12 protein-coding genes are annotated in these 19,009 nt (G+C 73.1%); 4 read left to right on the top strand and 8 right to left on the bottom strand.

Translation table 11 applies throughout. The annotated features are described in order from the left end of the window. Positions 1 to 40: 40 nt before the first annotated feature. Positions 41 to 787, bottom strand: coding sequence for a helix-turn-helix domain-containing protein (locus ACZ69I_RS20515; RefSeq protein ID WP_470833712.1), 747 nt, complete (start codon positions 785 to 787; stop codon positions 41 to 43). A 294-nt stretch (positions 788 to 1,081) separates the two neighbouring features. Here ACZ69I_RS20515 and ACZ69I_RS20510 point away from each other — a divergent pair, with 294 nt between their 5' ends. Continuing rightward, positions 1,082 to 2,257 carry an MFS transporter gene (locus ACZ69I_RS20510; RefSeq protein ID WP_470833856.1) on the top strand — a complete coding sequence of 392 codons (1,176 nt, stop codon included), beginning with the start codon at positions 1,082 to 1,084 and terminating at the stop codon, positions 2,255 to 2,257. A gap of 160 nt (positions 2,258 to 2,417) precedes the next feature. Continuing rightward, positions 2,418 to 4,751, top strand: a complete 2,334-nt coding sequence (locus ACZ69I_RS20505; protein ID WP_467673429.1) for a collagenase — start codon at positions 2,418 to 2,420, stop codon at positions 4,749 to 4,751. Between the two features lie 69 nt (positions 4,752 to 4,820). On the opposite strand, the gene ACZ69I_RS20500 is transcribed toward ACZ69I_RS20505, so the two are convergent. Continuing rightward, positions 4,821 to 6,341 (bottom strand): glycoside hydrolase family 3 protein, encoded by a 1,521-nt coding sequence (locus ACZ69I_RS20500; RefSeq protein WP_470833711.1) that lies wholly within the window; start codon positions 6,339 to 6,341, stop codon positions 4,821 to 4,823. A 271-nt stretch (positions 6,342 to 6,612) separates the two neighbouring features. Between ACZ69I_RS20500 and ACZ69I_RS20495 the strand changes: the two genes are divergently transcribed. After that, positions 6,613 to 7,614: a zinc-dependent alcohol dehydrogenase gene (locus ACZ69I_RS20495; protein WP_470833710.1), complete on the top strand. Its 1,002-nt coding sequence runs from the start codon at positions 6,613 to 6,615 to the stop codon at positions 7,612 to 7,614. After that, the gene (locus ACZ69I_RS20490) at positions 7,611 to 8,567 is read left to right on the top strand and encodes a Gfo/Idh/MocA family protein (protein WP_470833854.1); all 957 of its coding nucleotides are present in this window, start codon (positions 7,611 to 7,613) and stop codon (positions 8,565 to 8,567) included. Before ACZ69I_RS20495 ends, ACZ69I_RS20490 begins: the two co-directional genes overlap by 4 nt. Before the next feature lie 12 nt (positions 8,568 to 8,579). Here ACZ69I_RS20490 and ACZ69I_RS20485 read toward each other — a convergent pair whose 3' ends face one another. From ACZ69I_RS20485 to ACZ69I_RS20460, 6 genes are all read right to left on the bottom strand, one after another. Beyond that, complete coding sequence (locus ACZ69I_RS20485) at positions 8,580 to 9,440, bottom strand: phytanoyl-CoA dioxygenase family protein (RefSeq protein WP_467673423.1); 861 nt, start codon at positions 9,438 to 9,440, stop codon at positions 8,580 to 8,582. Between the two features lie 24 nt (positions 9,441 to 9,464). Further along, positions 9,465 to 10,580: a hypothetical protein gene (locus ACZ69I_RS20480; protein ID WP_470833709.1), complete on the bottom strand. Its 1,116-nt coding sequence runs from the start codon at positions 10,578 to 10,580 to the stop codon at positions 9,465 to 9,467. A gap of 7 nt (positions 10,581 to 10,587) precedes the next feature. After that, a complete protein-coding gene (locus tag ACZ69I_RS20475) occupies positions 10,588 to 11,760 on the bottom strand; it encodes a hypothetical protein (protein ID WP_470833707.1) in 1,173 nt (390 codons plus the stop codon). Further along, entirely contained in the window at positions 11,757 to 13,895 is a 2,139-nt protein-coding gene (locus ACZ69I_RS20470; RefSeq protein WP_470833705.1) for a DegT/DnrJ/EryC1/StrS family aminotransferase, read from the bottom strand. Before ACZ69I_RS20470 ends, ACZ69I_RS20475 begins: the two co-directional genes overlap by 4 nt. 6 nt (positions 13,896 to 13,901) lie before the next feature. Then, positions 13,902 to 15,152: a radical SAM protein gene (locus ACZ69I_RS20465; protein WP_470833703.1), complete on the bottom strand. Its 1,251-nt coding sequence runs from the start codon at positions 15,150 to 15,152 to the stop codon at positions 13,902 to 13,904. Between the two features lie 1,007 nt (positions 15,153 to 16,159). After that, positions 16,160 to 18,946 (bottom strand): helix-turn-helix transcriptional regulator, encoded by a 2,787-nt coding sequence (locus tag ACZ69I_RS20460; protein ID WP_470833702.1) that lies wholly within the window; start codon positions 18,944 to 18,946, stop codon positions 16,160 to 16,162. Positions 18,947 to 19,009: the final 63 nt, after the last annotated feature.

The raw sequence follows: 19,009 nt of genomic DNA, 5'->3' as shown, positions 1-19,009 counted from the left end.
TCCGTGCACACGCGGTAGTTGAGGACGCGTGCGCCGAAGATCAGTCGCGGCGGTGGTGGGTGCCGGGCGTGTATCCGTAGGCCCGGCGGAACACGTCGATGAACGCGCTGGTGGAGGACCATCCGCAGCGGTGCGCGACCGTGGTGACCGCTGTGCCGTCGGCCAGCATGCGCAGTGCGTGGTAGAGGCGGAGCTGGGTGCGCCACTGGGGGAACGTCATGCCGAGCTCGCGCCGGAAGAGCCGGCTGAGGGTGCGTTCGCCCGCGCCCGCCGCGAGGGCCAGCTGGCCCAGCCCGCGTGGGTCGGCGGGGTCGCGGCGCAGCAGATCGCAGACGGCCGTGAGGCGGGGGTCCGAAGGGGCGGGCAACTGCACGGGTTCCTGTGGCGAAGCGCGTAGCTGGTCGAGGAGTACGGCGCGCAGGCGGCGGCGCTCCGGTGACGCGTCGAGCGGGGTCCGGGTGCAGGCCAGGATCAGTTCGCGCAGCAGGGGGCTGACGGCGAGGACGGTCGGGGCGGCGAGGCCGAGGGGGTTTGTGGTGGCGGGCAGCCCGACCAGATGCAGGGCGAGATGGCCGTGAGCACGGTGTGCGTGCGTGCATCCGGCGGGGACCCAGATGGCACGGGTGCCCGGCGCGAACCAGGTGCCCGCGTCGGTGGTGACGGCCACGACGCCGGAGCCCGCGTAGACGATCTGGTGGTCGTCGTGGCGGTGTGCGTCGATGCGCTCGCCGGGGGCCAGCGTGCGGGTGGCGGTGGGTGCGGCGGGGGTGTGGCGGATGTTCGGCACAGATTGGCACCTTATCGGAAGCGGGCCAAGGCGGCTGGTGACGACGATGAGCCGATGTCGATGAATCGGACGCCGGATGCGGCGAAGCGCTCCGCGAAGAAGGCCACCGCGAAGAACGGGGCGGAGGCCACCGCGGAGAACGCCGCGGAGGCCACCGCGAAGAACGTGGCGATGAGCAGGCCGATGAGCGCGGCCGAAAGCGCGCCGACGAGCGCGGCGCACCAGGCCACGGACGCGAGCCGCACCCGACGCGGCCGCGCCCCCACCCGCCCCGCCTCCCGCCGCCCGCGCCCCATCACCCTGCTCTCCCTCGGCCACGCCTGCGTGGACGTCTATCAGGGAGCTGTCGCCGCCCTGGTGCCGTTCTTCGTCTCGGAGCGTGCCTACACCTACGCCGCCGCCTCCGGCATCGTGCTCGCCGCCTCGTTGCTCTCCTCCGTGGTGCAGCCGCTGTTCGGCGCGCTCACCGACAGGTGGGCGATGCCGTGGTTGCTTCCGGTGAGCACGCTGGTGGGCGGGGCCGGGGTGGCCCTCGCCGGGGTGGGCGGGAGCTATGCGCTGACCCTGCTGGCCGTCGCTGTGTCCGGCATCGGCGTCGCCGCGTACCACCCGGAGGCCGCGCGGGTGGCGCGGCAGGCGAGCCGGGGCAGCCACACCGCCATGAGCTGTTTCTCGCTGGGCGGCAACGCCGGCTTCGCAACCGCGCCGCTGCTGGTCTCCGCCGTCGTCGCCACGGGTGGCCTGCGCGCGTCGCCGCTCCTGGTCGTGCCCGCCCTCGTGGGTGCGGTGCTGTGCGTGGCCGCGCTGCGGAGCGTCAGGGCGCGGGAGGCGACGGCCTCCGAGGAGGCGCGTCCGGTAGTGGTCGCCGAGGACGATTGGCCGTCCTTCGTCAGGCTGTCCGGTGCGATCGTCTGCCGTTCGATCGTCTTCACCGGGCTGAGCACGTTCATCGCGCTGTACGTGCGCGAGCGCACCGGTGGGGGTGAAGTCTCCGGCACGGCCGCGCTGTTCGTGCTCTACGTCGGCGGGGCGGTCGGCACCGTCGCGGGTGGTCGGCTCGCCGCCCGGCACGGACGCCTCCCGGTCGTCCGGTGGTCGTACGCCCTGACGGTCCTCGCGGTGGCCGGGGTCGTCCTCGTGCCGGGGCCGCTCCTGTACGGCTTCGTCGCGCTCGCCTCGGCCGGTCTGTACGTGCCGTTCTCCCTGCACATCACCCTCGGCCAGGACTACCTGCCCCGGCGGATGGGGACAGCGAGCGGCGTCACCCTGGGGTTGACCGTGAGCATCGGCGGCCTCGTCAGCCCGCTGATCGGGGCCGTCGCCGACACCGCCTCGCTGCGGGTCGCTCTCGCGCCCCTCATCGCGCTGCCCGCGCTCGGCTGGCTCCTCCTGCGCACGCTGCGCGAGCCGGGGGCGGGGCCCGCAGTGTCCCTCGGAGTTCTGAAGTCCGGAGCGGTTGACGGTGTCTGAGGGGTTGTCAGTGCAATATCACATTACTACGTTACGCATCACATGACGCAGCGGTGGCCATGAGGCAACCGGTCAAACTCCGCTGCGTGAAAGTCAGTTGATGCTGACCGCACTGCATGGACAGCACCACACGCCCCCACCTCCCACACAGGAGCACTCGGTGTCCCAGATACGTCTACGCACCCTGCGCAGATCCGTGCTCGCCGGCGCGACAGCGGCGGCCCTCTGCGTCCCGGCCGCCCAGTTCGCCTTCGCGGCCGAGACCTCCCCCGCGGCAGCGAAGCCCCCCGCCGCCGCGGCGCCGCCCGCGCCCGCCGCCCCGAACCCCTTGGACGTCGTCGACCGCAGGGCGAAGGCGCCCAAGCAAGGCGCCTACGAGATCCCGGCGCCCGGCGGGCTCAACGGCGGCCGCACCCCGGGCGCGCGCACGGCGAAACCGAAGGAGCGGCGGACGGCGAAGGCCGATGTCGCGCCGTGCACGCTCGACGGCGTCACCGGACTCTCGCCCGAACGGTTCGCCGACTTCCTGGCCGACCCGGCCGTCACCGCCGACGGCTGTCTGCGCACCCTCGTGTGGACCTGGGACCGCCGGCTCGCCCCCGTCATGTCGGACGCGCACGTCCAGGCGGTCTCCAGTCGCATCGCCCGGCTGGCCCCCGCCCACGACGGCAAAAATGGCAGCAACCTCCTGGAGATGCTCACCTATCTGCACGCCGTCGCCTACCAGGACTTCTCGCACGACGAGATCGACGTCACCGACGCCCCGACCGTGGACGCCATGCGTCGCGCCGTCGCCGCGTTCGGCGCGGCGGGCCGCACCTTCGACGTGACCAGGACCAACGCCGACTCGCTGCGCGAGGCGCTCTACGCGGCGAGCGCCCCGGGGCTTCGGCAGCATCAACTACCGCTCATCAAGCGGATATTGGTAACCATGGACGCCGCGCACCCGGAGACGGCGAAGGACGCCGCCTGGGGCGGTTCCGCGCTCGCCGCGCTCTCCCTGAGCTACCTCGGCGTCTACCCCGGCAACCAGGATGCGGCCTTCCACGCGGCGGTCAAGGCAGACTCCTCGTACCGGGCCGCCTTCAAGGCCTTCGGTACCTACACGCACCTCAAGGGCACCGGCAACGCCTGGGTGGTGCGGGACGCGCTGAGCGAGTACGGACGGTTCGGCCAGATCGACGGGCTCACGAGCGAGATCGTCTCCGGACTAGGCGGCCTGGTGGCCGTCACCGCCCGCAACTTCGGTGAGGGCAGCGCCCCTTGGGCGAAGGTCGCCACCTGGCTGAACGAGTTCGGTGCCTGCGCGCCGTACAAGGTGTGCAAGGCCGACATCGAGCGCCGCCTCTTCCCGCAGACCTACACGTACGACAAGGGCGGCATGAAGGTGCGCACGGCGCTCGACCGGGGCACCGTCGACCAGCTCTACTACGCGAGCAAGCAGGTCAAGGCGCATTTCCACCGGGTCGTCGGCACCGAGGAGCCGCTCGCCGGTGACCCCAACACCGGCCTGACGACGGTTCTCTACGCCTCTCGCGCCGACTACGAGAACTACCACCCGCTCCTGACCGGGATGGACACCAACAACGGCGGCGTCTACATCGAGCGCGGCGCGACCTTCTACACCTACCAGCGGCGCGTCCCGCAGGACTCCACGCTGACGCTGGAGGAGCTCTTCCGCCACGAGTACACGCACTACCTCAACGGCCGCTGGGCGGTGCCCGGCTCCTTCGGTGAGGGCCCCTGGTACCAGGGCGACCGGACGACCGCGATGGACGAGGGGACGGCCGAGTTCTTCGACGGAGCCACCCGCGACGACGGGATCAAGGTCCGCAAGTCGCTGGTCCGGGGCATCATCGACGACACGGCGAACGGCGGCCCGCGGATGACCGTGGACCAGCTGCTGCACGCCACGTACGACGGGGACGGCTTCCGCTTCTACGACTACGCGGGCACGTTCTTCGAGTTCCTGTGGACCGAACGCCCCGCGCTGCTCCGGGAGATGTACCGCCTGCTGCGGGCCGACGACCCGGCGGGCTTCGACGCCTGGCGCACCCGGCTCGGCAGGGACGGCGGGCTGCAAAGCGCCTACGACGCCTTCCTCGACAAGCAGATCGCGCACGTCGACGACCTCTTCGTGCCGGACACGGCGTACGTGCCGGTCGGCGAGTTGCGCGACACCACCGCCGAGCAGGTGCGCGCCTCCTTCACGGCCACCACGGGCATCGCGCCCGCCTGCCGCTCCAACGGGGCGCCGGAGCGGCCGCGGTACACCTGCACGGGCCGGATCACCGCGAACCTCCGCGCGTCCGGCGACCCGGACGCCGTCTTCGAGGACATGTCGGAGACGGTCGACTACTTCGTTCTCGACCGGTCCGCCGCGGGTGACAACAACCTGGCCGACATGAACTGCTCGTTCGGCACGGTGGACATCTGGTCCGACGGACGCGCGGGCAGCGCGGACTTCAGCTGCGACGGGCCGCTGAAGGGGTGAGCGTGCGGGCCTCCGGACCGCCGTCGGGCAGACGGGGCTCCGGAGGCCTCCCGGAAGGGGCGGGCGGGGTCAGCCCGCGGCGCCGGCGAGCAGCTCCGCCGCCGCGATGCCCGACACCCGGGTGGCGCCGTGCGTGACCAGGTGGGTGGCGCCGAACGCGTTGCCGACCGGGACGCCCATCTCCACGACCAGGGCGTCGGGGCGGCAGCGCAGGATGCGGTTGAGGGTGTCGGTCATCCAGCGGTGCCGGGCCGCGTCGCGGACCACCACGACCAGGGCCCGGCCCGTCGCCGGGGTCAGGACCTCCCGGTCCAGGAGGTCCTCCGCACGGGCGAGTTCGGGCTCTGTGAGGCGGACGGACGTGGTGCCCGGGCGCAGGTCGCGCAGCGGGACGGCGACGCCCCAGGGGGTGTGGCCGTCGACGGCGAGGTTCATCGTGGGGGACAGCTCCACGACGTGCGGCGTCCCGGCGACCGGGAGCGCGGCGTTCGCGGTGCCGGGGCGGTGGCGCACCCGGACGGCGCGCCGCGCCGCGACCAGGCCGATGTCGGAGGGCCCGGCGTCACGGGTCACGGCCCGGGACCGCTCGCCGGACCAGGCCGCGAACTCCCGTACGCGCCCGCTGGCCTCGACCAGCCTGCCCTCGGGGAGCGAGCCGTCGAGCACCGCCTTCACCAGGGCCGTGGAGAGCAGCTCGAACGTGGCCTCATCGGCGCTCTCGCCGCCCACGCAGACCGCGTCCACGCCCCCGGCGACCGCCTTCACCGTCGCCCCGTCGATGCCGTAGCGGTCGGTGACCGCACCCATCTCGATGCCGTCGGTGACCAGCAGACCGTCGAAGTCGAGCTCCCCGCGCAGGAGTTCCACCAGAATGCGGTGGCTGAGGGTCGCGGGCAGGTCCGGGTCGTAGGCGGGGGCGAGCAGGTGCGCGGTCATGACCGCGCGGACGCCAGCCTCCATCGCGGCGATGAACGGCGGCAGCGCGGTGAGCGCGATCTCCTCGGCGGAGCCCTTCACCTGCGGCAGGCCGTAGTGCGAGTCGACGACCGTGTCGCCGTGGCCGGGGAAGTGCTTGGCGCAGGCGGCGACGCCGGCCTGCTGCAGGCCGCGGATCCAGGCGGCGGTGTGCCGGGAGACGACGTCGGTGCGGGACCCGAAGGAGCGCACGCCGATCACCGGGTTGAGCGGGTTGGAGTTGACGTCGGCGCTGGGCGCGAAGTTGAGGGAGACGCCCGCGGCGTGCAGGTCGCGGCCGATGTCGTGGGCGACGCGCTCGGTCAGGTCGATGTCGTCGACGGCGCCGAGGGCGAGGTTGCCGGGCCGGGACGAGCCGGTCCAGGCCTCCAGGCGGGTCACGTCGCCCGCCTCCTCGTCGATGGCGACGATCAGGTCCGGGTTCTCCGCGCGCAGGGTCGAGGTGAGCCGCGCGACCTGCTCGGGCGTCTCGATGTTCCGCGCGAACAGCACGACGGAGCCCAGGCCCTCGGCGATCCTGCGGCGCAGCCAGTCGGGGGCCGTGGTGCCCTCGAAACCGGGCTGCAGCACGGAGTTGGCGAGGTGCTCCAGAGTCGGGTCACTGCTCGATGCCATGGCGCGACCTCCGAAGTTGCGGGTACGGGCTGATGCGGGTGCGTGGCTCGTGATGGAGCGCAGGCGGTGCGTGGGGCGTACGGTGCACGGGATGAGCGATGGGGCTCCTGCCGATTGGTCCAGGCCAATCGGATAGTGGATATTGGCTCGTACCGAACAGGGCTGTCAAGGCGTCCGAACCGGTCGAGCCGGGCGATTCCGCCATGACGGGAGGCGAGTTGGGGAATCCTTGGGACTTCCGCTGGTCGCATCCGGTGAAGGGGAGAGGCTCATGCGCAGGTACGAGCTCGTCGGCAGGCGCGACATCAGGCTGGTGACCGACGTCGCGGTGCCGGAACCAGGACCGCTGGAGGTACTCGTGAAGGTGCGGGCCTGCACGGTCTGCAACCGCAGCGACCTCGCCTACTTCCACTACCACGGGCTGCGGGAGCACTGCTCGCAGGGCTGTTTCGGCCATGAGGTCGCCGGGGTCGTCGAGGCGACCGGGGCGGGTGTGCGCCGGGTCGTGCCCGGCCAGCGGGTCTTCGTGCGGACGCCGCTCACCACCGGGTACGCCGACTTCGCGCTCGCCCGTGAGGTGGCCGTGGGCGCGCTCCCCGACTCCGTCCCCTTCGAACAGGGCGCGATCCTGCAGCTCCTGCCGCTCGCCGTGCACGCCACCCGGGGCGTCCGGCTCGGCGACCGGGTCGCGATCGTGGGACAGGGGCCGGTGGGGCAGCTGGCGCTGCGGGTCGCCGTGGCGCGCGGCGCCGCCGAGGTCGTCGCCGTCGACCTCGACGACTGGCGACTGGAGCGGTCCGTCGCCGCGGGCGCCGACGCGGTGCGCCGCGTGGACGGCGGAGCGGAACAACTCGCCGCCGTCGGCGCCGACTTCGACGTGGCCGTCGACGCCGTCGGCACCCCCACGACCCTCAACGCCTGCGTCGGACTCGTACGGCAGAACGGTCTCGTCGTCCTCCTCGGCACGCACCACGTGGACACGCACGTCACCCTCGACCTGGTCACCTGGGAGCGCAAGGGCCTGCGCGTGCACAGCTCGGCCGAACCCCTGGACACCGCCCGCGCCGAGGCGCTCGCCGTCGCCGAACGCCTCGCCCACCGCCGCACCGACGCCCTGCGCCTGCCCGATCTGCACACGCACACCTACCCCCTCGACGAACTCCCCAAGGCCATGGAGCAGCTCTCCGCCAGCCGCTCCCTCTACCCGGACGCCGATCAGGCCCCCTACGACGGCCCCCCGCCCGAGACGCTGAAGGTGGCGATCGTCCCCTGAAGTGGAGCATCGCCGGATACGGCGACATCGTGACCCGCCGCGTGCTGCCCGCCCTGCACGCGCTCGGCGAGGAGCCGGTGGCCCTCTGGGGCCGTGACCCGCGCCGCGCCGCGCGCACCGCCGAGCGGTTCTCCGTCGCGCGCTCGGGCGGCGACCCCGACGTGCTCCTCGCCGACGTCGACGCCGTGTACGTCGCGACCCCGGTCGTCGGCCATGTGCCACTCGCCCGGGCCGTGTTGGCGGCCGGACTGCCCGTACTGATCGAGAAGCCGCTCGCCGGCGGCCTCGGCACCGGAGCGGCCCTCGGCACGGCGGGGCCCCGCGCGGGCGTCGCCTACTACCGCAGGCTCGCCCCCGCCGTTCGACGGTTGCGGGACGAACTCGGCGGGTGGACGCCCGAGCGGGTGGAGGTGCGCTTCCGGTGTGCCTTCGCGCCGGGGCCCGACGACCCGATGCGCTGGCGCACCGACCCCGCCGTGTCGGGCGGCGGCGTCCTCGCCGACGCCGGAAGCCACCGGATTGACCTGCTGCTCCATCTGTTCGGACGGCCGTACGAGATCGCCGCGCGGCTCGGCGGGCGCTTCCCCCGCGGAGCCGAGCGGCAGGCCGAACTCGCCCTGCGCTGGCGGTCTGGGCTGCGGGCGCACTGTCTCGTGGAGTGGGGGGACGGGCCGCCCGTGGACCGGATGCGGCTCACCGGCGGCGGCCGCACCGTGACGCTGGATCCGCTCGACTCGGGGCGCCTGGAAGGCGCCGCGGGGACACCGGCGCCGCTCCTCCTGCCACCCGCGGCCAACCCGCACCTGCCGCTGCTCGCCGACTTCGCGGCCGCCGTCGCGACCGGCGCCGACCCGGTCTGTCCGGCGGCCGAGGCCCTGCTGGTCGACGACGTGATCGTCGCGGCGGAGCGCTCGGACGCGGCGGGCGGACGGGCGGTGCGGCCCTGGGGCTGAGAGCCTGGGCGGTCAGGCCCCGTCGTCCGCCGACCAGGGCCGCAGCCAGCGGGGGTCCGGGGTGTCGTCCGAGCGTATGAAGCGGGCGTCGACGGACAGCCGCATGGCGTCCGTCGTCGTGTCCAGGGACGCGTGGATGACGCGCGGCACGTGCACCATCACGTCTCCCGCGCGGAAGTCGGCGTACAGCCAGCGGCGGCCGAGCGTGCGGGCGGTCAGCTCCAGGTCGTGGCAGATCTGCCGTCGGTCGCAGGGCCGGTCGGTGACGTCGCGCAGCGGCGCGTACTCCTCGGGCGGCAGCCGGTGGGAGCCCTCCAGATAGACCAGGGCGCCGGTCTGTGGCGGGCAGTCCCCGACGGGGATCCAGAAGGTGACGACGCGCGGTGAGCCCTCGTCCATGTAGTCGTGGTCGACATGGGCGCGGGAGGCGCGCCGCGTGCCCCGGTGGAAGTGGCGCAGGATGCGGCGCGGCAGCATCTCCGCCTTGCCGTCGAGGAGTTGGCAGGCGAGGTCGGTGAGTACGGGGTTGCTGACGAAGTGGGCGAAGGAGGCCGAGCGCACGAACGCGTATGCGGGGTGCCCCGCCACGCCGTACTCGGGAATCCCCACGGGCACCCGGCCCGAGAAGACGCCGTCCGCCGGGCCGGTGCCGGGGGCCAGCAGGCCCGGCGGGAAGAGCGAGAAGTATCGTCCGCGCAGCCGCAGCACCTCCGCACGGTCGAGCAGCCCCGGCAGATACAGATAGCCGTCCGCGTGCAGCCGCTCCCGCAGCGCGCCGGGATCCCCCTGTGACAGCAGCCGCGCGCTGGGGCGCAGGGGGCCGAAGAGCTCCGGCGTGAAGGGTATGGGTAAGCCGTTCGATGACAGATTCACGATGGGTGTCCCTCGATCCTTCGGTCAGTAGACGCCTTCCACCGCCTCCTCGGCGTCCGCGGACTCCTGGAAGGGCCGCACCGCGGCGACCCCGTCCCAGGGGAACCACGGGTGCGGCCCGGTCCTCACCGCGCTGTCCCGCTCCAGGAGATTGGGCAGGAAGAGGTCTTCGAGGAGGGTCGTGGCCCGGACGCGGCCCCGCCGGCCGACCTCGACCTCGCGCCACGGGTCCGCCGGGTCGACGACCTTCAACACCGCGAAGGGCGGCGGCAGATGATAGGAGTGGCCGGTTCCGCCGGGCCCGACGGGCGCGCCCGGCACGGCGTCGGCCTGCAGAGCGTGGCCGACCAGGGTGTTGCCGTAGGTGTCGATCCACTGCACGCCCGGCAGGTGCTCCTCGTGCAGGAACTCCGCCTCGGCGGCGGTGCACGAGGTGCCGCCGGTGCAGACCGCCCGGATGCCGTACGTGTGCAGGGGGCGCGGCAGCCGCATCGCGAGTTCCACGAGCAGCCGCGAGGTGGTGAAGAGCAGCGTGGGCCGCTCGGCCGCGAGCAGCGCGAGCGTCTGGTCGATCAGGTGCCCGGTGTACGCGTCGGCCGCGCCGCCCGAGCGCAGCGCGGCCTTCACCCAGCGCGGATCGAAGTCGATGGCGTGCACGGCGCCGCGCCAGCTGTCCGCGAGCCCCTCCACGAAGTGCCCGTACGCGTGCGGGCCGCCCGGCGTCATCGCGAGCACGTCGCCGCCCGCCACTCCGCGCGCCTCCAGCACCGTGCGGTAGATCTTCACGTCGTACGCGAGGCGCGTGACGTTCACGATCCGGCACGGCGCGCCCGTGGTGCCGCCGGTCTCGAAGACCCGGAAGGGCCGGTCGCGGTAGCCGCGGGGGTACAGGTCGCGGGCCTTCGCGGCGCGCAACTCGGCCTTGTCGAAGAGGCCGAAGCGATCGAGGGAGGCGAAGGTGTCGATGTCCCGGATCGGGTCGAAGCCGAGCTTGTCGCGGCGGTTCAGCCAGAAGCGGCTGCCGGTCTCCGGGCCGAAGTGCCAGCGCATCATGCGGCGCGTCCAGGCGTCGAGATCGACGGCCAGCTCCGGGACGCGTGCGCGCAGCGTGTCGGACAGCGCGCCGAGGGCGGTGGTCATGCGGGCCTCACTTCGCTGGGCGGTACACGAACAGGGACTCGGCGGTGATGGCCCGCACGGCCTCGGGCGATGCGCTCAGGACGGCGGCGAAGGGGAAGGGGACTTCGTGTCCGATGAGGGGGTGGGAGGCGCCCGCGATCGAGAAGTGTCCTTCCAGCAGCGCCAGTTGTGGCCTGGCGTACACGTCGTTCGTTGTGCTGTGCGTGACGGGCGGCAGACGGGTGAGGATACGGTCGCCGGGGCGCAGGCGGTCGCTGACGGTGCGCGCCGCGCTCTCGGCCGCGCCCGGCTCGCGGAAGGCGGAGAGCGGCCACTCCCCGTCGGGCGGGAGGGCGTCGAGGGCGGCGGCCAGGGCCAGTGCGAGGGGTCTCGCCGCGCCGGGTTCCTCGCAGACGACGGTGCGTACGTTGCTGCAGAACCGTCCGGAGTCCGCCGCGACCAGCGGCAGCAGCCAGGACACGGCCTCGTCGGCCGGCATGCCCGGGGGCACCAGGGCGCAACCCCGGCCGGGGCCGTGCAGGGTGAGCCCGGGCGAGTCGCGGACCGACGCGGCGAGCCCGGCGCCGCCGTACACGACCTGCCGGTCCGTGAGGCGCAGCAGCCCCTTCAGGGTTTTGTGGGCGGCGGGGTACAGGCCGAGGCGGGCCGGGGGCCAGCCGGCCGCGAGGAGGGCGGCGACGAGCCGGGCGGCGGAGAGCGGTTCGCGGCGGCTCGGGCGCACCCATACGCCGGCCGAGCGCTCGGCCTGATCGCAGACCGAATCCAGGCAGGTGAAGGTGTTGCCCGGCAGGGCGACCAGAGCCAGGTGGCCGTCCGGCTCGGGGGCGTCGCCCCGTGCGGCGAGGCCGTCACGGAGCATGGCGCACCACCGGTCGACCAGCGGACGCGGCAGCCCCGCGCTCTCCCAGAGGGCCGCGCGGAAGCCCTCGGCGCTCTGCTCGCCGATGCCGCCCACCGCGAGGGTCGCGTGGTCGAACAACTCCACTGCCTTGAGCAGGAGTTCACGGCGGCCCGTGAGTGGGGGCAGGCCGGGAAGCGTGCTGTCCCACCACCGGCGGTCCGCGTCGGCGACGATCTCCGGCACCAGGGAGAGCTCCCTGCCCGATGGCCCGGGCAGGGGCTCCCGGTCCAGCGACGACCGCCACTCACCCCTGCGGAACGCACGGAGCACCGCGGTCACGGCAGCTCGCTGCGGAGCGCGGCGGCCACCCGTAGCTGCTCGACCTCGGTGAGGGACGGGTACAGCGGCAGAGCGATGTGGTGCCGTGCGAACCAGCGGGCCCGCTCGAAGGGGCCGTCCCCGGCGTCGTGGCGCCGTCGTGGCGCGAAGTACGGGTGGTCGCACAGCAGTTGGTCGTAGACCTCACCGGCCAGGGACACGCCGTGCCGCTCCCGCAGCCGCTTCTTCAGGAGCGGCCGGTCGAGGGGGCCGTCCGCGTCGAGGTAGACGAGGTACTTGTAGAAGTTGCTGCCCGCGGCCCCGGGCACGACGTGCGGCCGGACGCCCGGCACCTCGGCGAGCAGCGCGTCGTACCGGGCGGCCAGCGCACGGCGGGCCGCGAGCGTACGGGAGAAGCGCTCCAGGTCCACCGTGCCGACGGCGGCGTGCAGTTCGCTCAGCCGCCAGTTGCCGCCGGGCCGGTCGTGCAGCGTGGAGCCCTGGGCGCTCTTGCCGTGGTCGCGCCAGCGCCGCACCTGCTCCAGGTCGTCCGCCGACGGGGCGCACAGCAGCCCGCCCTCGCCGCTGACGGCGACCTTGGTGGGGAAGAAGGAGAAGGCGCCGAACCGGCCGAAGCTCCCGGCCGGGCGCCCGTCGAGGGTGGCGCCGAGGGCGTGCGCGGCGTCCTCCACCACGGGGATGCCACGGTCCCGGGACTCGGCGAGCACCGCTTCGAGCGCGGGTGAGACGATGCCGCCGATGTGCACCGGCAGGACGGCGGCGGTGTCGGGGTGCCGGTCGAGAGCGGCGCGCAGGGCGTCCGGGTCCATGCCGAGCCCGTCGAGCTCGATGTCGACGAAGCGCACGGACGCCCCGGCGCGGACGGCGGCGGCCGCCGTGGCGAAGAACGTGTTGACCGGTACGAGTACCGTGCGGCCCGCCACGCCGATGATGCGCAGCGCGATCTCCAGCGCCGCCGAGCCGGAGGCGACCGCCGCCGTGTCCGCCCCGGTCCAGGGGCGGGCGAGCTCCTCGAAGCGGGCCACCTGCGGGCCCTGCGTGAGGATGCCGGAGGCGAGCGCGGCGTCGACGCGGTCGAGTACGGCGCGCCGGTCGGAGACCGCGAAGTGGATGCGCTGCGCGGGCACTTCGCCCCCGGCGGCCGGTCCCGAGGTGCTCGTGGCGGCCGGTTCGGGCAGCGTGCGGGTGAAGAAGTCCGCCGCGTGGCCGACGTGGGTGCCGTGCCCCATGGGGAGGCCGTGGATCTCCGCGTCGGCTCCGACGGCCGCGTACGTCTCCCGGACGCTGTCCGCGGCGGCCCGTGCGTCGGCCGGTTCCAGGTAGGAGTCGGCGGTGCCGTACTGGAGCTGGAGCGGGGCCGGGGCTAGGGCGCCGTACAGGTCGGGCAGGTCGGCGTACTCCAGGATGCCCGGGAGCACCGCGCCCTCGTAGCCGGTCAACAGCCGTTCGTACAGGGCCGGATAGCTGCCGACGTGGCTCGCCGCGCAGAGCGGGATGCCCCGGCGCTCGGTGAGCAGCGCCGTGTGCAGGGCGACCGCCGCGCCCAGGCTGTGGCCGAAGAGCCCGACGCGGCGCGGGTCGACGAGCGGATGCGCGGCGAGCACGTCGAGCGCGCCCAGGGCGTCGCCGACGAGGGCGCCGAGCAGGGAGCGGCCGGTGAGGGCGAACGCGTGGGCCAGCAGGGCTCCTTCGTCCCGCCCGGCCCTGCGGGCGGCGTCCATGCCGCCGCCGATGCCGTGGTCGAAGGAGAGCGTGACGAAGCCTGCCCGCGCCAGGTGTTCGGCGACGTTGCGGTCGGGGTGGTCCGGCGGCACGTCCCCGGTGAGCTGGTCGAGGCGGGCGTTCTTGCCGCCGAGGACGAGGACGGCCGGGCCGGGCGCGATGTCCCGCGGTGCGAGGAGGGTGCCGTGGAAGGAGCCGCGTACGGGGGATTCGAACAGGAGCCGTTCGTGGTGGAGGCCGTCGCGCGCCGAGACGGTCGATCCGGCGATGGCGAGCGGGGCCCGCTCCACGCGGGCAAGCCGCTCGACGACGGCACGGACCCGGCGGGCCCGGGCCGCGTGCTCGTCGGTGCTCTTGGCGTGCCGCAGGGCCGGCTCGGCGGCGAGGAGCCTCTGGACGTGACGTAGCTGCATGCGCGCTCAGACGAAGTCGCCGTGCAAGGTGCTCGGCACTTCCAGCGCGTAGGCGTCCAGGGCCTCGTCCAGTTTGATCTGGCCGCGTTTGAGGAGTTCCAGGAGTTCGTTCTGCGGCCGGTAGAAGCAGGATTTGCAAAGGTCGGTCCTGCGCGGGTTGGACGCCTCCCACTCGGCGCGCGGTCCGCCTTCGAGGACTTCCGCGTATCCTTGTTCGACGACATTGCCGATCAGATAGCGGCTGTTGAGATGCACCTGTGGGCAGGGATAGAGATTGCCGTCGGCGCCGACGGCCGTGACGAAACGGCTGTAGTGGCAGCGCTCGAAGTCGCCCTCGACCTCTTCGACCTGGTCCATCGGGCCGCGGTCGAGTTTCGGCACCGACACTTCGAAGGCGTCGGTGGAGAGTTCGGCGGCGCGGGTGAGGGATTCGGAGATCTCCGGCATCACGGATTCGATGGTCTCGTGGCCGAGCGCGCTGTAGAACTCGGGCTCGAAGCGCACGTAATGTGCTCCGGACTCATGGGCGATACGGGCCGCCTCCATGATTTCCCGGTAGTTCTGCAGGGTGATCACGTAGTTGAAGCCGATGCGGAAGTCGGGGTCGACGGCCCGCTCCCTGAGTTTGCCGACCGAGCCGATGAACTTCGAGAAGGTCTGCTCACGGTCCCGCGTGATGTCGTCGAAGGTGGCTTCCGTGCCGGCGTTCAGGCCGATGCGGACCCAGGTGTGCGTCTCGGCTACGCAGTCGGCGACCTTCGGGCGGCCCAGCCGCGAGCCGTTGGTGATCAGGCCGATCCGCAGCCCGGCCGCGTGTCCGGCCCGGCAGATCTCCGCGTACCCGGGGTGGATGGTGCACTCGCCGCTGCCGCAGAAGGTGACCGCGCGTCCGTCGTTCTCGGCGAATTCGCGCAGCAGTGTGACCGCCTTGTCGGTGGCGATCGAGTCCTTGAACGAGAACAGGTCGTAGAACTGTTCCTCGTTGGGAGAGTGGAAGTTGCAGAAATTGCACCGCATGTTGCAGGCGCCCATGATGCCGATGCGCATGTGGACCGGCTTGATCTCCTGGTCCGCCACGAATCGCCGCAGCAATTCGCCGTGGGCGAGGACTTTCTGGGGCGAGTGCGCCTGATCGAGGCTGACAATTGGCAGACCTTCACGATTTTGGGGGGCTGCCATTCCAATTTCGCCGACACCTGGTGTGCTGTTCACGAACCCCCCACGCATGATCGATGTGCGGTGACGTTGTTCGAGCATATTCCGGTATTAGGGACACTAGGGAGCGCCAGAAGTGCTGTCAATGGGTCTAGACAACCGGGTAGTTGATGGCGGAATCAGGCACCCCGGTCTGTTGGAAGGGCCGCCTCGAGCGGCGGCGGAGCGGGTCCCCTGAGCCGCGAGGATGTCCGTTCCGAACTACTCCGGTGCCCGGTTGCCGTGCAGGTGGAGCGTGGCGGGCCCGGGGCGGCCGGGGCCGCGGGGGAGGGCGGCGGCGCACACCCGAAGCGCATATGCCTGGTGCCCGTCAAGAGGCGGAAACTCGTCGCCCGTGGTCCGCGACGGTGCATGCGGGCCGGTGGGGGCGGGGTTGGTGGGGCCGACGGGACGGATGAGGCCCCGCCGCCGTCGACATCCTGGTCAACAGCGTCAACAGCGTCAACGGCGCGGGCACCCAGCACATCGCCCCCATCGAGGAGTTCGATCAGGCCCGCTTCGACCAGGCCCGCTTCGAGCACGCCGCGCTCGAAGGCGCCGCGCACGGCATCGCCCGGCAGTACGCCGGGCCAGAGGAAAACCCTGGGTTCGGGGGCCGCGCACAGTGGTTGAACCCCAAAACCACCGGCTCACCGACCTGGCGTTCGAGGCCGTACGTCGTGTGCGCCCCACCCGCACCGTGAGGCCCGGTCGCCCACCCGAGCACCCGTACCCGGACTCCAGGGTTTTCACGGTCGCCCCCGCCCGCGTACGGGGCGAAGGTATACCCACGGTCGCGGAGACGCGGCGGACCTGAACACCGGGATGGGGGAGCTGGGCCGGTGATCCGGACGTACCACGGGGGTGTACGCACGGAGGGTCAGTCGTGGATCGGGGGAGCGACCGTCGCGAGGGCGGGGGACGGGGGTGCCCGGAGGCACCCCCGTTCGGGTGCCGGACGTGGCCGTGACCGAGGCCTGCCGGCCCGACGGTCCGGCCGAGACCCGGACTGCCCCGCCCAGCCCTCTCACTCCGTTCCGACAGCCCCGGCTCCGACGCTCCCCACGGGCTCAGACCTCCGACACCTCGGGGGCCTCCGCGGCCTGGGCGAGCAGGCGGACCAGCTGCGCCCTGCGGTGCACCCCGTCGAGCTTGCGGTAGATGTTGGACAGGTGGAACTCGACGGTCTTCACGCTGAGGAAGAGCCGCTCCGCCACCTCGTGGTTGGTGAGACCCCGGCCGACCACCAGCGCGACCTGCAACTCCTGCGGGGTCAGCCGCTCCAACGGGGCCCGCTCGGGCCGCACTTCGGTGCCGCCCGCCGCGTGCAGCTCCGCCGCCACCCGCGCCGCCCACCCCGTCGCCCCGAGCCGCTCGAACGTGGCGAGCGCCCGCTCCAGGAGGCGCCGGGCCTCGCTGCGCCTGCCCTGCCTGCGCAACTGCTCGCCCCAGGCGAACTCGGTCCGGCCCCGCTCGAAGGGCACCGGACGTTCGGAGAGCAGCGCGAGGGACCGCCTCATGTGGCGCGAGGCGGCCTCCGGGTCCCCGGGTTCGAGCAGTCCGCGGCACCGGGCCGCGGCCCCCGCGGTGACGGGCCGGTGGCCGCGGCCCGCCTCGTACTCCAGGACGTCGAGGACCTCGCGGGCCTCGGCGGTCCGGTGCAGGTGGACGTAGGCGTCGGCCAGGTCGGCCGCCCACGTCAGGTACAGCCCGTCGCCCCGGCCGTGCCGCTGCGAGAAGGTCCGCACCTCCTCCAGGTGGCGCACCGCCTCCTCGAAGCGCCCGAGGCCCAGTTCGAGCAGGCCGAGGCCGCCGAGCGCCCGCGCCGCGTCCAGTTGCAGCTCGGTGGAGGCGGCCCACTCCATGGCCTGCGCCGCGTGCCGTCGGCAGTCCTCCTCGCGGTTGAGCGCGGCCTCGGTCCTGACCAGGGCGGCGAGGCCGCGCGAGACCTCGATGACCTGCCCGGTGGCCTCGGCCAGGCGCACCGCCTCGTCGGCGCTGGCGAGCGACGGCGTCCAGCGGCCCCGCCAGAACTCGACGACCGACAGCGTGCCGAGGAGGTGCGAGAGCAGCCCCACCGCACTGGAACCGCGCGCCGTGTACGCGGCGCGGTCCAACAGGCCGTGCGCCTCGTCGAGTTCCTCCGCCGCGAGGTGGCAGAGGCCGCCGACCCCGGCGACCGGATAGGGAAAGGTGGGGTCGGGGGAGGCGAGCGGCCCCGCCAGTTCGCGCAGGAGCGCCCGGCCCGCCTCGGCGTCCCCGCCGAGCAGCAGCACCAGGGTGCGCAACAGCCGTACGGGGACGAGCGGTTCGTGCGCGGCGTCGGCCAGCTCGACGGCCGTGGCGGAGGTGCGGTGGGCCGCCGTGAGGTCGCCGATCGCCAGCTCGGTCAGCGCGATACCGCCGAGCATCACCGCGGCGAGCGCCGGGTCGACTTTCTCCGCCTCGTCGACGGCCGACCTGAGCAGCTCGCGCGAGCGCGTGGGACGGCCCCGCTGCACGTCCAGGTAGCAGCGGAGCTGACGTATGTCGAGCTGGGTGCTCAGCTGTTCGGCGTGTTCCAGGGCGCGGTCCAGGATCGCGGCCGCTTCGTTCAGGGCCCCCGCGGCCTGCGAGGCGCGGGCTGCACAGAGCAGCCGCTCCGCCTTGCGCTGCCCCTCGGGGGTGAAGCGCGCGGCGCGCTCGTACAGCCGCGAGGCCAGCGGGTACGCGAGCGTCTCGGGGGCACCGGCGGCGGCGTTCTCCAGGAGGGACGCCACGTGCTCGTCCGGCTCGGCACCCGAGGCGGCCAGGTGCCAGGCGTACTGTTCGAGCGCCGGAGCGGTGGCTCCCTGGAGCGAGCGGGCGATGGCGTGGTGGGCCCGCCGCCTGCGCACGGGTGTCGCGCTGTGGTAGACCGCCGAGCGCACCAGCGGGTGCCGGAAGGCGTACCCGTCCCGCTCCTCGACGACCAGGCCCGCCCCCTCGGCGGCCTCCAGCGATTCGTAACTGAGCCCGTGCGCCCGCAGCGCCGCCTCCGTGCCCGCGAGGGGCCGCGTGCCGAGGACCGCGAGCAGCAGCATCGCGTCCTGCGCCTCCGAGGGCAGCCTGGCCACGGCGCTGCCGAACGTGTGCGCCAGCATCTCGCCGATGGGCAGGGGCGCCCCGGCGTCCTCGTCGTCGGCGCAGCTCCCGGCGAGCAGCGCGGGCAGTTCGATCAGGGCCAGCGGGTTGCCGCGCGCCTCCGTGAGCAGCCGGGCGGCCTCCCGCTCGGTGAGCTCGGCGGTGCCCTCCTCGGCGATCAGCCGGTGCGCGGACTCGGGGTCGAGACCGGTGAGGGTGAACGTGTCGATGGAGGCGAGCCGGGAGGCGGCCTCCTCCTGTTCGTCGCGGGCGGTGAACAGGACGACGACGCCCTCGCGGCCGAGCCTGCGGGTGGCGAAGGCGAGCGCGTCCAGGGAGTACGGGTCGAGCCACTGCGCGTCGTCGACGGTGACGAGGACCGGGTTGTCCTCGGCGAGCGCGCCGAGCAGGCTGAGCGTGCCCGCGGCCACCGCGAAACGGTCCTGGGCGACGGCGGGGCCGAGGGCCAGTGCGCCGGTGAGGGCGTCCGCCTGCCGGGCCGGGATGCGGTCGAGGAAGTGCAGGACGGGGCGCAGCAGATCGGCGAGGCCCACGTACGGCAGGTCGGACTCGACCTCGACGCCGCGGGTGGAGAGCAGCAGCAAGTCGTCGGCCTGCGCGGCGACATGGCTGACCAGGCTGGTCTTGCCGATCCCGGCCTCCCCGCGAATGAGCAGGGCGCCGCTCTCGCCCCCGCGTGCCTTGTCGATGAGAGCGAGAAGACGAGCGCATTCCGCGGAACGCCCAAGGAGCATACGTAAAGCGTACCGGCGGTAGGTGACTTCGGAGAGGGAGGGAAATGGACGTATCTCTTCTTC

The sequence above is a fragment of the Streptomyces sp. NPDC036815 genome, assembly GCF_055609205.1.
Note: the sequence above shows the minus strand (reverse complement) of the source record. Positions and strands in the feature narration are given on the sequence as shown.